General features: G+C 26.7%; 17 protein-coding genes. 7 read left to right on the forward strand and 10 right to left on the reverse strand.

Annotation, left to right across the window (positions count from 1 at the left end; genetic code table 11):
• Window positions 1-2: 2 nt before the first annotated feature.
• The 5 genes from ACI48P_RS08120 to ACI48P_RS08140 are packed head-to-tail and all read right to left on the reverse strand — an operon-like array spanning window position 3 to window position 5,333.
• Window positions 3-1,265: an ABC transporter substrate-binding protein gene (locus tag ACI48P_RS08120; RefSeq protein ID WP_475214987.1), complete on the reverse strand. Its 1,263-nt coding sequence runs from the start codon at window positions 1,263-1,265 to the stop codon at window positions 3-5.
• Between the two features lie 10 nt (window positions 1,266-1,275).
• Window positions 1,276-2,571: an MBL fold metallo-hydrolase gene (locus tag ACI48P_RS08125; RefSeq protein ID WP_475214988.1), complete on the reverse strand. Its 1,296-nt coding sequence runs from the start codon at window positions 2,569-2,571 to the stop codon at window positions 1,276-1,278.
• The gene (locus ACI48P_RS08130) at window positions 2,555-3,373 is read right to left on the reverse strand and encodes a carbohydrate ABC transporter permease (protein ID WP_475214989.1); all 819 of its coding nucleotides are present in this window, start codon (window positions 3,371-3,373) and stop codon (window positions 2,555-2,557) included. The genes ACI48P_RS08125 and ACI48P_RS08130 overlap by 17 nt, the downstream gene beginning before the upstream one ends.
• Window positions 3,374-3,381: 8 nt before the next feature.
• Window positions 3,382-4,263: a carbohydrate ABC transporter permease gene (locus tag ACI48P_RS08135; protein ID WP_475214990.1), complete on the reverse strand. Its 882-nt coding sequence runs from the start codon at window positions 4,261-4,263 to the stop codon at window positions 3,382-3,384.
• A complete protein-coding gene (locus ACI48P_RS08140) occupies window positions 4,263-5,333 on the reverse strand; it encodes an ABC transporter ATP-binding protein (protein WP_475214991.1) in 1,071 nt (356 codons plus the stop codon). Before ACI48P_RS08140 ends, ACI48P_RS08135 begins: the two co-directional genes overlap by 1 nt.
• A 167-nt stretch (window positions 5,334-5,500) precedes the next feature.
• Here ACI48P_RS08140 and ACI48P_RS08145 point away from each other — a divergent pair, with 167 nt between their 5' ends.
• The 4 genes from ACI48P_RS08145 to ACI48P_RS08160 all read left to right on the forward strand — a co-directional run bounded on the left by ACI48P_RS08145 (window position 5,501) and on the right by ACI48P_RS08160 (window position 9,167).
• Window positions 5,501-5,794, forward strand: a complete 294-nt coding sequence (locus ACI48P_RS08145; RefSeq protein ID WP_475214992.1) for a rhodanese-like domain-containing protein — start codon at window positions 5,501-5,503, stop codon at window positions 5,792-5,794.
• A gap of 236 nt (window positions 5,795-6,030) precedes the next feature.
• A complete protein-coding gene (locus ACI48P_RS08150) occupies window positions 6,031-6,843 on the forward strand; it encodes a PIG-L family deacetylase (protein WP_475214993.1) in 813 nt (270 codons plus the stop codon).
• A 40-nt stretch (window positions 6,844-6,883) separates the two neighbouring features.
• A complete protein-coding gene (locus tag ACI48P_RS08155; protein WP_475214994.1) occupies window positions 6,884-7,612 on the forward strand; it encodes a response regulator transcription factor in 729 nt (242 codons plus the stop codon).
• Complete coding sequence (locus ACI48P_RS08160; protein WP_475214995.1) at window positions 7,581-9,167, forward strand: HAMP domain-containing sensor histidine kinase; 1,587 nt, start codon at window positions 7,581-7,583, stop codon at window positions 9,165-9,167. The genes ACI48P_RS08155 and ACI48P_RS08160 overlap by 32 nt, the downstream gene beginning before the upstream one ends.
• A gap of 70 nt (window positions 9,168-9,237) precedes the next feature.
• Here the strand turns inward: ACI48P_RS08160 and ACI48P_RS08165 are convergent, their stop codons facing one another.
• Genes ACI48P_RS08165 through ACI48P_RS08175 form a run of 3 tightly spaced genes read right to left on the reverse strand, consistent with a single transcriptional unit; the run spans window position 9,238 to window position 11,109 of the window.
• The gene (locus ACI48P_RS08165; RefSeq protein ID WP_475214996.1) at window positions 9,238-10,050 is read right to left on the reverse strand and encodes an ABC transporter permease; all 813 of its coding nucleotides are present in this window, start codon (window positions 10,048-10,050) and stop codon (window positions 9,238-9,240) included.
• Window positions 10,044-10,742, reverse strand: coding sequence for an ABC transporter ATP-binding protein (locus tag ACI48P_RS08170; protein ID WP_475214997.1), 699 nt, complete (start codon window positions 10,740-10,742; stop codon window positions 10,044-10,046). The genes ACI48P_RS08165 and ACI48P_RS08170 overlap by 7 nt, the downstream gene beginning before the upstream one ends.
• Before the next feature lie 4 nt (window positions 10,743-10,746).
• On the reverse strand, window positions 10,747-11,109 hold the full coding sequence (locus ACI48P_RS08175) for a GntR family transcriptional regulator (RefSeq protein ID WP_475214998.1): 363 nt from the start codon (window positions 11,107-11,109) through the stop codon (window positions 10,747-10,749).
• Between the two features lie 221 nt (window positions 11,110-11,330).
• Between ACI48P_RS08175 and ACI48P_RS08180 the strand changes: the two genes are divergently transcribed.
• The 3 genes from ACI48P_RS08180 (at window position 11,331) to ACI48P_RS08190 (ending at window position 12,882) form a co-directional block, all read left to right on the forward strand.
• Complete coding sequence (locus tag ACI48P_RS08180) at window positions 11,331-11,501, forward strand: hypothetical protein (RefSeq protein WP_475214999.1); 171 nt, start codon at window positions 11,331-11,333, stop codon at window positions 11,499-11,501.
• Between the two features lie 190 nt (window positions 11,502-11,691).
• The gene (locus ACI48P_RS08185; protein WP_475215000.1) at window positions 11,692-12,528 is read left to right on the forward strand and encodes a PHP domain-containing protein; all 837 of its coding nucleotides are present in this window, start codon (window positions 11,692-11,694) and stop codon (window positions 12,526-12,528) included.
• Window positions 12,529-12,645: 117 nt separating this feature from the next.
• The gene (locus ACI48P_RS08190) at window positions 12,646-12,882 is read left to right on the forward strand and encodes a hypothetical protein (RefSeq protein WP_475215001.1); all 237 of its coding nucleotides are present in this window, start codon (window positions 12,646-12,648) and stop codon (window positions 12,880-12,882) included.
• A gap of 154 nt (window positions 12,883-13,036) precedes the next feature.
• Here ACI48P_RS08190 and rluF read toward each other — a convergent pair whose 3' ends face one another.
• Both rluF and nhaA read right to left on the reverse strand, forming a co-directional pair.
• Window positions 13,037-13,735 carry a 23S rRNA pseudouridine(2604) synthase RluF gene (gene rluF, locus ACI48P_RS08195; RefSeq protein WP_475215002.1) on the reverse strand — a complete coding sequence of 233 codons (699 nt, stop codon included), beginning with the start codon at window positions 13,733-13,735 and terminating at the stop codon, window positions 13,037-13,039.
• Between the two features lie 86 nt (window positions 13,736-13,821).
• Complete coding sequence (nhaA, locus tag ACI48P_RS08200; protein ID WP_475215003.1) at window positions 13,822-15,024, reverse strand: Na+/H+ antiporter NhaA; 1,203 nt, start codon at window positions 15,022-15,024, stop codon at window positions 13,822-13,824.
• Window positions 15,025-15,196: the final 172 nt, after the last annotated feature.

Here is a 15,196-nt window from a genome sequence, read left to right on the forward strand (position 1 = left end):
AACTATTCCCAAATAGACATTAAAGTTGATTTAAAATCATCTAACTTAGCTTTAACATCAGAAGTAGGTTGTGCTAATATGCCTTCTAGCATTATTGCTGATTCACGGTATGCACTATCTGCATTTGGCATAACAGGATTTGTATATAAATCTTTAGTAGCTTCAGATACTATTGGTGCAACTAAGCTACCAGATTTTTTATATTCATCTGATTCTATTGCGCTCTTTCTTACAGGAATATAACCAGTTTCTTTAGCCCAAGTTATTTGATTTTCTTTAGTTGTTAAAAACTTTAAGTATTCAATAGCTGCAGTTCTTTGCTCAGCTGAAGCATTTGTAAATACATATAAATCAGTTCCTTGTTGCATTCTATGTTTTGCAGGATATGGTACAACACCAACTTCAAACTTATCGCTAACTCCTGAAGTAACAAAACTTTCTCCAGCATTTGATCCTACAAACATACCAATAGTTTCGTTAGCAAAAGGTCCAGATAAGAATTTATCAGTACCAGCTATTCTAAAGTATCCATCTTTTATACCATTTAAGTAATAGTCAACAGCTTTAACTGAAGGTTCACTAGTTGGATCAAATTTTGAATCATATACTACATTTTGATTTTTTAAGTACGTAGTATAATAATTACTTAAAGAATCAAATCCACCACCAACAATTCCTTTTTTTGCTTTTATTTCTTTACATACATTAGTAAATTCCTCATATGTTGTTGGAGCTTTTAATCCTAATTCATCTAACATAGTTTTGTTATACCATAAAACTTCAGTAGATTTATTAAATGGTATTCTATATGTAACACCATCTATTTTTGTAACAGCTCTAAATCCTTCTAATATATCATCATAGTTTTCAAAGCCTATTTTCTCATGATTAATATAGTTATCTAATCCTAGAACTAAGCCATCTTTTATAGGATTTAACATCCAGTCTGGATATGCTTGAGTTAAAGTTGGTAAATTCTTAGGGCTAGCTATTGTTGCAGTAAGCTTTTGTTGTAAGTCTGGATAGCTAGATTGATTTTGTAGGTTTACAGTTATGTTTTTATTACTAGCTGTAAACTCTGATGTTAGCTTCTTTAATGCTTCTTCTTGAGCACCACTCATTGCATGCCAGAAAGTTATTTCTACTGGTGCTGTTATTTCTGTTATAATTTCTTCATTGGCTGGTTGTTCTGCTTTTTTGTTACTACATCCTGTCATTAAACCTAATGACAGTAAACAAACTAATAATTTTTTAGATACTTTCATTTTTTCCTCCTTAAATAGTTTGATTTTTCTTTGGTAATAATACATCCCCATGCTCGTTATATAATTTTTCAGGACGATAAGAGTGTATTGGAATAAGAAGCCTTGGCTTAATTAAATTAATTATTTTAATTAAGTCATTTGGATGAGCATGCCCGCTACAGCCAATCCTAATAAATTTAATACCTCTATCTTCAAAGTTTTTAATAAATGGAGCATAGGATGGGTCAAACTCACCAAGTGGTGTTGCATTTGAGTGGATATATAGTCCACCTTTTTTTAATTTGTCTATATATTTTAAGGCAAGTGTATCTAATTGCCATAAAAATCGTCTTTCATCCTTTAACAAATCTTTAAAATCTACTTTTTTATCAATACTTAAACCATAGTCTTTATCATCTAATTGATAATAAAGACTTTCAAAATTAGTAGCTTCTTTAACTACATAAGAAGAATATGCATCTAAAACAACTTTTCTAGGGCTATACTTTATAATATTCATTATTCTTTCTATATTAGAAATATAGTAGTTAAAAGTAATCTGTTTATTAGGATTTTCTTTTATCACTTTATTTATTCTATTTATTAAATCACATTCATTAGTAGAATCATCACCAAGGTTTTCATCATCAAAATCCTGGAAAGAAACACTAACACCTTCTATTAAAAGTACATCACAGTTTTTACTTTCTTTGCAGAAATTATATGTGTCATCCTTTCTATAACCATGTATTCTTAAATCTCCTGTATAAGATATCTTTAAGTCAGGAGTCTGTATCAAAAGAGCACATGCACCGTAAGCATCATGGTCTATAGGCATTACTTTTACTTTTATTTCACCAACTTCTATTATTTCATTTTCTTTAACACCAATTATATCTCTTGTATTTTTATCTTTATTATTATAAAGAGGGAATAAAAAATCATTGTTAATATTTAAAGTATTAAGCAAAGACTTTGTACCTTCTAGTGTATATAAAGGTACATTGGGGTTTAAATAGTTTATAATCTTAGAATGATCTAAGTGTACGTGTGATAAAAATACAGCTGTATTCATAAAACTGTCATCCTTAGACTCATAACTATTTAAAGGTATCGCTGGGTCAAACATATTATTTAAATATGGTACCAAGTTATTGTCTAATAATCCTTGTAAATCATTAGGTTGTATTTCAGAAGCTGGGTTGTACTCACTACCAAAATCAAAAAATATATGGCTATCTTTATATATAACTTCTATTATTGTTCCTCCAATGGTCAATATACCATTATGAAAAGTAATTTTAGTTTTTTTATCCTTTAACACCACTCTTAACAACTCCTCTGATTATTTGCTTTCTAAAAATGAAATATACTATTAATATTGGTACTATAGTTATTGTTGAAGCCGCCATTTGTAATTGAACATTTGTACCACTTTCAGTTGCAAAGGCACTAAGGCCGTTGCTTAATAGTCTCATTTCTTTAGTGTTTGTAACTAATATTGGCCATAAAAAAGAATTCCATCCGTTTATAAAGCTTAATATTCCCATAGTAAATAAAGCTGGTTTACCTAGAGGGATTAATATTTTTGTAATAAACTCTAAATCACTACATCCATCAACCTTAGCAGCTTTATAATATGATAAAGGTATACTTGATAAGTATTCTTTTAAATAGAATATATAAAATACACTCGCAAGTGAAGGGACTATTAAAGCTGTGTAAGTATCAAGTAAGCCTAGTTTTGCAATTGTTTGATAGTTTGTAAATACAACAACTTCATAAGGAACCATTAGTAGAGCAATCATTGAAAGTATTAAAACATTTTTATATTTAAACTCAAGCTTTACTAAAGCAAATGCAGCAAGTATTGATGTTATTATTGTTCCTAATGTAGATAATCCTGCGACTAAAATAGTATTTAAGAAATATATAGCAAAAGGAGCTTGTTTCATTGCAAGGCTAAAGTTTTGCCATTGAAAATCTTTTGGAAACAATGTTGGAGGTATACTTGTTGCCTCTTGGAATGTCATTAAGCTTGACAATATCATATATACAAAGGGAAACAATGTAATAAAAGCCATTATAGTAATAAAAGTATAGGAAATAAACGTATAAACTTTTTTCATATTTTCACCTACTTAGATAATCTTTTTAATACGTAATTTTGTATTATGGTAAATAACAATATTAAAACAAATAAAATAACTGCAGCAGCCATACCTTGACCATAACGGTTTTCAACATAAAACTTATTAAATATATAAAAAACTGCAGTAGTGGCACTATCAGCAACACCGGCTTTACCATTAAATATTGCAAATACTTGAGCATATACCTTAAATGCACTTATAAAGTTAACCATTAATAAAAATGTTATGATAGGTAACATTTGAGGAAGAGTAATCTTAAAAAATTGCTGAATTTTAGTAGCACCAAACATATCAGCTATTTTATAATAATCACCATTAATAGTTCTAAGTCCAGAAAGTAATATTACAATATTAAATGCTAGACTTGACCAAACACCAAATATAACAAGTGTATAAATACTCATTTTAGGGTTATCTAAAAAATTTATTGGTCCAATATTTATAAAACCTAATAAATAGTTAACAAAACCATATTCACCATTTAATAAAAATCTAAATACTATACCAACAGCTATTACACTTGTTAAATAAGGAATAAAAAATACTGTCTCAAAAAAATCTTTAAACTTTATTTTTTCAAAAACAGTAACTGCAATAAACATTGAAATTATAAGACCTAAAGGTACAACAATAAATGAGTATATTGCAGTATTACTTAATGCTGTATGAAACTTAGGGTCAGATAACACAATTTGATAGTTTCTAAAGCCATTAAATACAAGATTATTTAAAGTACCTTTTTGAAAGGATAAAATAAATGTTTGAATTAATGGAAATACATTAAAAATTATAATAATTATTAATGCAGGTAATAAAAATAACCAAGCTTGAGGTGAATTTTCTGCGCTGTATCTTCGAGTCTTCATCAGTACACTCTAGCTCCTTCCTCTTCAAATAAGTAAATATTTTTATAGTCTATGTTAAATCCAACTTCTTCACCTTCATTTAGTGTTTTGCTGATTTCAGTTATTGATTTTGCTATTTTATTATTAACATTAAAATTAAGTATGCAGTCTTTACCTATAAGTTCGTTGGATTCTACGGTAGTAATAAATAGTGGATTATCGCTTATAACAAAATGTTCAGGTCTAATACCAACCACGTAATTATCTTTATTTAAATCCATTTTGAATCTATTCTTATCAAGTAAACTTAAATCAATAGAGAAGTCATCACCAACTAAAGTATTGCCATCTTTTTTCATTTCAAAAATGTTTATTATTGGATTACCCATAAATTTAGCCACAAATAGATTAGCAGGCTCTAAATATAAATTTTGAGGTATGTCAAACTGTTGAACTACACCTTGGTGCATTAATACAATCCTGTCACTTATAGATAATGCTTCTTCTTGGTCGTGTGTAACAAATACTGTAGTAATACCTATTTCCTTTACAAGTCTTCTAATTTCTTCTCTAATTTTTAATCTTAGTCTAGCATCTAAATTACTCAAAGGCTCATCAAGTAATAATATTTTAGGATTTTGAACAAGTGCTCTGGTTATTGCAACCCTTTGTTGTTGACCTCCAGACATTTCACCAGGCTTTTTATCTGAAAGTTCTTCAATACTAGTTATTTTCATATACTTTCTCGCAACTTCCATTGCCTCATCTCTAGTTTTTTTATTTTTCCCCACAACTAAAGGGAACATTACATTATCTAGAACAGTCATGTGAGGATATAGGGCATAATTTTGAAATACTAAACCAATATTTCTATCTTTAGGATGTTTTCCTATTATTGATTCTTTATCAAACCTAATATCACCACTTGATGGATCTAATAAGCCTGAAAGTAAATTTAATATTGTTGTTTTACCACAGCCACTAGGACCTAATAAACATACAAGTTCTCCCTCATTGATTTGTAAATCAATACTTTTTAAGGCTTCGTACCCATTTGGATAGACTTTTCGTAGTTTTTCTATATATATCATATTTCACCTCTAATTGTTATTGTTAATAAAATTAATCGATAAAATTATATTTTCCAGTGAGACAAAATTTAAACTAACGTTTTATATCTTAATTATTTTTTATTTAGATTATTAAAGCTAATTATGGGTATAAAGTTAGTAAATAATTAAGGTTAGGAGATATTAGTATGTACGTTAATATAGATAAAGAAAAGTTAAATAATATGATGAATAATGACGATGATATTTTATTATTAGATATAAGAACAGAAGAAGAGTTTGAAGAAGGATTTATACCAGGAGCAATAAACATTCCAATATCTACACTTTTGTTTAATTTAGATGATATTGAAGATTATAAAGATAAAAATGTAGTAGTGTACTGTAGAAGTGGCCATAGAAGTATAACTGCGTGCACTTTACTAGATATGGAAGGCTTTGAAAAATTATATAATTTAGAAACCGGAATAATAGGTTATTAAGATAATTTAATATATATTTTTGTTAAAATAGCTTTAATAAAAAAGTCCAACAAATTAATTGTTGGACTTTTTTATTTATAAATTATATACATATACAAAAGTTTCGTAATAATTTCGTAATAATTCCGATGAAAATGTAATAAAATGTTAATATTTTTGAAAAAACATTGTAAATTTTTATTGATATTATATCTTTATAGAAAAACATTTAGAATTCATAGGGGGAAGATTTAATTATGACAAACATTATAGCAAAAGAAAAAAGCAAAAAACAAAAAAAAGGAATTTTATTTATTCCTATAATAATTATATTAAGTCTTACAGTTGCAGGATTTAGTAGTTTTGGCCATTACGAAAAAAGAGAATTTAAAGACAATGTTGTTTTTTATCCTCAACATCAAGATGATGAGGTATTATGGGCAGGTAGTGCTATTGTAGAGGCTATAAAAGAACGAGGAAGTGATCATGTTTATGTTGTTCAAGTATCTACTGGCTCTGGAATATCAGTGTTTGATAGATATGAACAATATAAAAATCTAACAAGAGAACAAAAAACTAAACTAAGAGAAAATGAGTTTTTAGCTTCAGTTGAAGCTTTAGGTGTAAAAAAAGAAAATATAATACTATTACCTGAAATAAATAAATCAGATACAACTGACTTTAACTTAATGGAAAAAGTTGCTCTAGACTTTGAAAAAAACTTAAAAAGCGTAACACATGTAGCTCACACATACAAATTAGATGACCATTTACAACATATAAAAAATGGATCTGTAATTCAAAGTTTATACAATTCTGGAAAAATAAAAGATGCTAAGTATTTCGTAAAACCACAGTTTGCTCACAAAATAGATTTAGGTAAAAAGATAGTTTATAAAGCAGATACAAATGAAGAATATGAAAAAGTAAAAAAAGCATGTGAACAATATAAGATAGTAGATGAAAAAAATGGTAGAGAAGGAATAGGATATAAGTCTGACCATAAGTCTTTTGATAATTTAGTAAATGACAAGTCTGTAGAAGCTATACTTCATACTCCTGAATTATAGGATTGACTAAATATGATATAATTTGTCTTGGGGTGATATTATGAATGAAAATATTTTAGTTGTAGATGATGATAAAGATATTGTTGATGCAATAGAATTTTATTTAAAACCAGACAATTATAACGTATTAAAAGCTTATGACGGCATAGAAGCTTTAGAAATTCTTATGGAAAATAATGTAGAGCTTATTATAATGGATGTAATGATGCCAAAACTAGATGGTCTTAAGACCACATTAAAGATTAGAGAAGAAAAAAATATACCTATTATACTATTATCTGCTAAGTCAGAGGATATGGATAAAATAATGGGACTTAATATGGGTGCTGATGATTATATAACAAAACCATTTAATCCATTAGAGTTAACTGCAAGGGTTAAGTCCCAGCTTAGAAGGTATATTAATCTAAACAACATGAACAATTATACAAATAATGAAAATAATAATTTTCATAAAAAATCAATTTTAAGAAGTGGTGGACTAGAACTTAATTCAGAAACTAAAAAAGTTAGCTTAGATGGTGAAGATATAAAAATAACACCTATAGAGTTTAAGATATTAACACTACTTCTAGAAAATCAAGGAATTGTATTTTCTTCACGAGACATATATGAAAAAGTATGGCAAGAAGATGCTTATAACTGCGAAAAGACAGTAGCAGTTCATATTAGAAGAATTCGTGAAAAGATTGAGATAAACTCAAAAGATCCAAAATATTTAAAGGTGGTGTGGGGTATTGGATATAAAATCGAAAAACTTCCTTACTAATAACTCTAAGGTTAAGTATATATCTTTAGGTATACTAATATTATTTATATCTGCTCTTTTTGAAACATTATTTAATGTAATATTTAGTTTTAGAGGAAGTAACATGTATAACTATGTTTCTATTCCTAGATACTACTTCTTTGGATCTGTTAATAATGTGTGGGGATCAGAGTTAAAAGATGACTACATTATAATAGCAATAATATTAGGTGTTATAACTTTAATATTTGCAGGTCTTTATTATATTAATAGAAATTCTTCTAAAAAATTAGAAATTAAAATAGAAAGCTTCACTTCTAATAGGTCTTTAGAGACAATACTAATTTTAGTAGTAGCATTAATAATTCTTAGATATTTTGTATGGGCAAATACATTAGACTTTTTTGATAACATACTTATTTTTATTAATAGTATTATTTTATCACTAGTATATATAATAATTATCTATATTAATTTTAATAAAAAGAACTTAGATAAGAAATCTTTTGTATATAAATTTATAAAAGGATTTATAAATAAGCAAAATAAAAAATCTTTAAATAAAAAAATTGCTGCATGGTTTATTTTGACTATAATAATAAACTTTACTTTACTTTCAATAGTATTTATACAAATATTTGGATATTATTACAATGGTTCAGCTTTTATATATGCCTTCATTGGAACTTTACCAATAGGAGTATCTTTAGCTTTAATTTATAGAAAGCTATCAAGAAAACTAAGTTACGTAGATTATATTTCATCTAATGTTAAAAATATAGAAGAGGGTAACTTAAAATACCAGCTAGATGTAAAAGGGAATGATGAAATATCTAACCTTGCCTTAAGTATTAATAATATTACTAATGGTTTAGATATTGCACTACAGAATCAAATAAAAAGTGAAAAAATGAAAACAGAACTTATCACTAATGTATCTCATGACTTAAAGACACCATTAACTTCTATAGTAAATTATGTAGATATTCTAAAAAACAATGAATTAGATAATGACACTATAAAAGATTATATTAATATTTTAGATAGAAAATCTAAAAGACTTAAAGCCTTAGTAGAAGATATTTTTGAAGCTTCAAAAATAAGTAGTGGTGATATAGAATTAAATATAGAACAAACAGATATAAAAGAACTTCTAATTCAAAGTATAGTGGAGTTAGAAGATAAAATAGAAAAAAGTAAACTTGATTTTGTAATATATACACCAGATGATCCTATATACACTATGATAGATGGTAAAAGAATGTATAGGGTATTTGAAAATCTTATTAATAACATACTAAAGTACTCATTAGCAAATACAAGAGTTTATATAGATATGTATATAGAAGATGAGAATATAAATATAGTTTTTAAAAACATATCTAATCATAGGTTAAATATGAAACCAGAAGAGCTTCTTGAAAGATTTAGACGAGGCGATGTATCTAGAAACACAGAAGGTTCAGGTCTAGGATTATCAATTGCTCAAAACCTAGCTTCTATACAAGGTGGAAGTATGGAACTTTATATAGATGGTGATTTATTTAAAGTTATTTTAAAATTTAAATCAATATAATTTTACATTAAAAAAGGTTATACATAAGTTATTTTAACTTGTATAACCTTTTTTGTTTAATTAATATATGTTACTCTAAGTTTAACTTTCTATCTAATATATACTTAGTAGCAAAGAATAATACTATTAAAGTAGCTAAATTAAATATGTTAGCAGCTAAAAAACTACTACTTACTAAAGAAGTAAAGCCTTCTACAGGATTAGCTTCTAAAGATAACATTAATTGATCTCCTAAATTATCAAATAAAAATGAACCTATAATATTTTGGATAAAGTTAAATACTATATTTATTCCTAAAAAGCTTATAAAAGAAGCTAAATTTCTATGCTTATTAAATATAGGTAATTGTCCCATAGATAATGATAAATAAACAGTAAACACGAATACAGAAAATCCTAAGAACATTAATAATAATATATTTATTACATATGATAAAAATCCTTCATTTACTAATGATCTCAATAAATCCATAAAAGTATTGAAATAATAAGAGTAATCCATACCAAATTCATTTATTAAAGGGAATATAGTCATTAAACAAAATGCTAAAAATGCTACTAAGCCACTTAGTACTGTCCATATTAATACTACAAAATACTTAGATAATAATATTGAAGTAGAGCTTACTGGTAATGTAAAGATTAGATAACCTTCATCACCAAGTAGATTTTTACTAAATCTTTGAATTAGTACTATTATAGTTATAACAAACATTGCTATCATAAGTGCTGCAAATACCATTGTTAAAATTCCTTGTACTTGGTAAAGCTCTGTATTTATAAAAAATCCATTTATTAAGGCTACTACAAGTAGTGTAATATATAGAGGAATAAATATCCTTGCCGTTGCTTTTAATTCGTATTTTAATAATTTTCCTAACATCTAAATTCCTCCCTAAATAAAGTATCTATAGATTTTCCTTTTTCTTCTCTTATTTCATCTACATTACCTTGTAATACTATATCTCCTTTAGATATAAATATTACTTCATCACATATACTTTCAATTTCGCTTATTAAATGAGTTGCTATCAATAGAGTAGCGTCTTCGTTGTAGTTTGTAATTATAGTCTTTAGAATATAGCTTCTTGCAGCAGGGTCAACCCCACCTATGGGCTCATCTAAAATATATAGATTTGCTTTTCTAGACATAACTAATATTAATTGAACCTTTTCTTTTGTCCCTTTAGACATTGTTTTTAGTTTTTCCTCAAGATTTATGCTTAGTTTTTCTAGCATATCATGCGCCTTATCTATATCAAAATCTTCATAAAAATCATTGAAGAATGCTAATAAATCCTTTACCTTCATCCAATCATTTAAATAAGTTCTTTCAGGAAGATAAGATACTATTTTCTTAGTTTCAACAGAAGGTTTAATACCTGATACTAATAATTCACCTTCATTTTGATGTAATAATCCATTAATTAATTTTATTAATGTACTTTTACCACTTCCATTAGGACCTAAAAGTCCTACTATTTTTCCTTTTGGAATATTTAAATTCATATCTTTTATTACTGCTTTATTTCCGTAACTTTTACTTAAGTTTTTAATTTCCACGATATTTTCCATTTGGTTACCCCCTTATTGTTTTTATTATAATATCTGGTACTTCATCTTTTTTGTAGCCTAAGTTGATAAGAGTATTATAAAGAGATGTTATTTCCTCTTTTGCTATTTCCTCTCTTAAATGATTTATTATATCTTCATCATTAGTTACATATCTACCGCTTGTTCTTTGACTATAAACTAAACCATCTCTTTCTAATTCTGACAATGCCCTTTGCATTGTATTAGGATTGACTTCAAATTCTAAAGCTAAGTCTCTTACTGACGTTAGTTTTGAACCTGGAGATAATTCCTTAGAGATTATTTTTAGCTTTAATATATCTACTATTTGAAGATATATGGGCTTATTGTTATTAAACTCTATAGTCATATATACACCTCCATATCATTGTATTAATCACTTAATACAATATTACAAATATTAATTTGATTTGTCAATAGGTTAAAGGAAAAAGTTAGATAAATTGCTATTAAAATAAATACTATATATAATGATAAATATTTTTTATAGAATATTTTTAGATTTGTATAAAAATATACCCCTTAATCAATACTATTATTAAGAATATATTTTGAAGGGTGGTTGATTAAGTGGAATTAATTAATACTAAAAAAATGAAAGATCCTCAATTTTGTAGTCTTTGCGAAAAGGATAGAAAACATGTGATAGTAACTTATGAAGATGTAAATGAAAGCAATGAGACATTTACAGTTGAAATGAAAAGATGTAAGTCTTGTGGAAATGAAACAACATATATGTAAAATACATAAGTATTAAATTATATTAAGGGACTATTGAAATAATAAAAGTTAATTATTTCAATAGTCCCTTAATTTTTATATAATGTTAGTTACCTTTATTTCAGTATGTCTAAATCATATTAACTTGATAAAATTTAACTAACATGAGAAAATAACTATATAAATTTATATTAAATTAAAAGGAGAGCTTATGTTAGTAGATTTACATATACATACTTACTACTCAGATGGTACTATGACACCTAAAGAGGTAGTTGATAAAGCAAAAGAAAAAAATGTTAAGGTTATAAGTATTACTGACCATAACAAAATTGATTCTTGGGAAGAATTTAAAAGTATAGCAATAAAAGAAAATATAATTCCTATAAAAGGTGTTGAAATAAATGTAGGGCATAAAGATAGAGTTCTACATATATTAGCTTATAACTTTACAAATACACCTGAACTATTAAGGTTAATAAATAAAGCTGATAGTGAAATGCAAAAAATGAGTGATGATTTAATAATAAATCTTTCAAAAGAATCTGAAAAAGTTTCTATTAAAGACTTTGAAGAATACAATTATAATCCTAAATATGGTGGTTGGAAAGGCTTACATTATTTATTAGATAGAAAAGTTACAACAAAACTATTTGATGGCTTTAAATATTATCAAGAATATGGATGTGGATATGAACTTTATGATTTTCCATCATTAAAGGAAGTATGTGATGAAATAGAAAAGGCTAATGGTTATAGTGTTTTAGCTCATCCTTATGAATACTATAAGGCTTTACAAAAAGATGAACTAATTATAGAATTAAAAGACTTAAAGAATAATGGTATAAAAGGAATCGAATGTTATTATCCAACACATGATGAGTCTATAACAAATACATGCGTTGAGTTTTGTAAAAAATATGATTTGCTAATTACTTCTGGAAGTGATGACCATGGTGAGTTTGGTAAAGAAGCTAAAACATTAGATCAATCTTTAGGCTGCATGAATAAAACAGTAGAGGATTTAAATATTAATAAGCTACTGTAATACTTTAATAAAACTAAATTTATACTTTATATAGAATATTTTATAACTGTTTAAAATATGTTTTTAGAGGAGATAAATATCTAATATAGAAGATTATATCTAAGGAGGGTGATTTATATGGAAAACAAAAACTATAAAGATGCCTTGGTTCAACTAAGTGAATTTGTAAAACAAAGAGAAGAATTAGTTGCTATATTAGAGGAGAGTATTGATAAGTCTATTATTGATAGAACATTGCCTTTTGACTATAAAGAAAAGTATGTAGAATGGCAACAAGACTTATTAGATATAGTTCTACGACAAAGTAATGAAGCTAAAGAATATATGATGACTTTGGATGACAATGATAGTTGATAATTTTAAATAATAATTAAGTAGTTAAAAGAATAATAAAATGCCAGAAGTAATTTTACTTTTGGCATTTTTAATTATATAAATCTAAAACCTCATAAGTTTTACTTATTATATTTTCTTTTAAGGCTAACTCATTAAATAAAAAACTTGTAAACTACTTTAATAATCCTTCTACTTCATGTGGCTTAAGCTTTCTCCATTTTCCAGTAGGAAGTCCTTTTAAAGTAAGATTCATTATTCTAACTCTCTGTAATTTTTTAACTTCGTAATTAAAGACTTCACACATTCTACGTATCTGTCTATTATAACCTTGCGTTAAGATTATTTTGAATGTACGGCTGTTCACTTTAGTAACTTTACACTTATTAGTTACTACATGCTTGTTTGTAACTGGGTTAAATATACGTACACCTTCTGACATACCATCTATAAAACTTTTAGTTATATCTTTATTAACAGTTACAACATATTCTTTTTCATGGTTATTTTCTGATCTTAATATTTTGTTAACTATAGTACCATCATTAGTTAATATTATTAACCCTTCTGAAGGTTTATCTAATCTACCAACAGGGAAGATTCTCTCAGGATAATTTATATAATCAATAATATTACCCTTAATATGTCTTTCTGTAGTACAAGTAATCCCAACGGGTTTATTTAAAGCGATATAAACATCATTTTTCTTCTGATGTAATTTTTTACCATTTACTTTTACTATATCATTAGGTTCTACACTTTGACCTACTTCAGCAACCTTACCGTTTATTGTTACCTTTCTTTGTTGTATTAATTTATCAGCTTCTCTTCTAGAACATATTCCAGTCGAGCTAATATAGTTATTTAATCTCATAAATGTCTCCTTATGTATGATAATTACTTGTTAATTATAGTATAGTTAGTTTTCCTTAGCAAGGGGCATATATGTTTATCACTAATTTATCTTATATATAGTTTACTAGTATATTTTAGATTAGGTTTATTTTTAAATTTTATATAATAATAGTATAAATTTATTGTAAGCGCACTTATTATTACAGATATTAAAGCTGATAGTAAAATTGACATTTTTGCAATATTTACTAACACAAGGTTATGTATAAAAGCAACTTCTGAAACAAAAATTGACATTGTAAATCCGATACCTGCTATTATGGATACTAAAAATACAGCTATCCAACTAATGTTCTTTGGTTTTTCTGTAATTCCTAATAAACATCCTAAATAACTAAATAACATTATGCCTAGAGGTTTCCCAACACATAGACCTAAAATTATTCCAAGTGATAGGGTAGAGGCACTTGAAAAACTTACTGTACTAAAGTCTAATGAAATACCAGTATTCGCAAATGCAAATAAGGGTATGATAATTATACTATTAATTGGAACTAATAGTCTTTGGAGCCTTTCTAAAGAACTTCCCCCCTGTTCGGAGGATGCTGGTATAACCATAGCAAGTAAAACCCCACTTATTGTTGAGTGAACTCCACTTAAATGGATAAAATACCATAAGCAAAGACCAGAAAGTAAATAATATGTAATACTTCTAACCTTAAATATTTTGTTAGCTAGAATTAATATAATTAAAATACAAATCGCTATAAATAAATAAGTAGTTTCAATATTGATAGAGTATACTAATCCTATTGCTAATATAGATACCAAATCATCAACTACTGCAAGAGAAAGTAAGAATATCTTTAATGAAGTATGAAGCTTCTTTCTAAAAATAAAAAACACACCAACGGCAAAAGCAATATCTGTTGATATAGGTATACATACAGCTCTTAAAAAAGGAGTGTTCCTATTTATGACTAAAAAGATAAATGCTGGTACCAACACACCTCCGAGTGCAGATATTACAGGGAAAGAAGCTTTCTTTATAGTAGATAAATTTCCATGAAGTATTTCATGTTTAATTTCTAATCCTGCTACTAAAAAGAAAATAGCCATTAAAAAATCATTAACAAACATATGCATAGTAAATTTATCGCCTATCTTAATGCTATCAAAATAATATGTGTATATATCTTGATAAGGACTATTATATATAACTAGCGCTGCAATAGTTGCAACAATAAGACCAACACTTGTAAACACTTCGAGTTTAACAGGTCTTCTATAAGCTCTTAACAACCTCAATTTATCACCAACCTACCTTAAATAAAATTTAAATACAAATGGACAAATTAGATATCTTTCAAAGAAGCCTATGTCAAGAAAAGTAAAATTATTACTAATTTATGTAACACATCTACCAATCTAATCATAGTATTTATTAAGAATAATAACTATTAAAATACTCCCTACAATA

The sequence above is a fragment of the Romboutsia sp. LXY-2 genome (assembly GCF_056171995.1).

What these genes read in the sequence shown, in the direction of transcription:
- ACI48P_RS08155 (WP_475214994.1), top strand. Translation starts at nt 6,884, where the DNA reads ATGAATGAAAATATTTTAGTTGTAGATGATGATAAAGATATTGTTGAT.
- ACI48P_RS08170 (WP_475214997.1), bottom strand. Translation starts at nt 10,742, where the DNA reads ATGGAAAATATCGTGGAAATTAAAAACTTAAGTAAAAGTTACGGAAAT.
- ACI48P_RS08185 (WP_475215000.1), top strand. Translation starts at nt 11,692, where the DNA reads ATGTTAGTAGATTTACATATACATACTTACTACTCAGATGGTACTATG.
- ACI48P_RS08140 (WP_475214991.1), bottom strand. Translation starts at nt 5,333, where the DNA reads ATGATATATATAGAAAAACTACGAAAAGTCTATCCAAATGGGTACGAA.
- ACI48P_RS08190 (WP_475215001.1), top strand. Translation starts at nt 12,646, where the DNA reads ATGGAAAACAAAAACTATAAAGATGCCTTGGTTCAACTAAGTGAATTT.
- ACI48P_RS08165 (WP_475214996.1), bottom strand. Translation starts at nt 10,050, where the DNA reads ATGTTAGGAAAATTATTAAAATACGAATTAAAAGCAACGGCAAGGATA.
- ACI48P_RS08175 (WP_475214998.1), bottom strand. Translation starts at nt 11,109, where the DNA reads ATGACTATAGAGTTTAATAACAATAAGCCCATATATCTTCAAATAGTA.
- ACI48P_RS08135 (WP_475214990.1), bottom strand. Translation starts at nt 4,263, where the DNA reads ATGAAGACTCGAAGATACAGCGCAGAAAATTCACCTCAAGCTTGGTTA.
- ACI48P_RS08130 (WP_475214989.1), bottom strand. Translation starts at nt 3,373, where the DNA reads ATGAAAAAAGTTTATACGTTTATTTCCTATACTTTTATTACTATAATG.
- rluF (WP_475215002.1), bottom strand. Translation starts at nt 13,735, where the DNA reads ATGAGATTAAATAACTATATTAGCTCGACTGGAATATGTTCTAGAAGA.
- ACI48P_RS08120 (WP_475214987.1), bottom strand. Translation starts at nt 1,265, where the DNA reads ATGAAAGTATCTAAAAAATTATTAGTTTGTTTACTGTCATTAGGTTTA.
- ACI48P_RS08145 (WP_475214992.1), top strand. Translation starts at nt 5,501, where the DNA reads ATGTACGTTAATATAGATAAAGAAAAGTTAAATAATATGATGAATAAT.
- ACI48P_RS08150 (WP_475214993.1), top strand. Translation starts at nt 6,031, where the DNA reads ATGACAAACATTATAGCAAAAGAAAAAAGCAAAAAACAAAAAAAAGGA.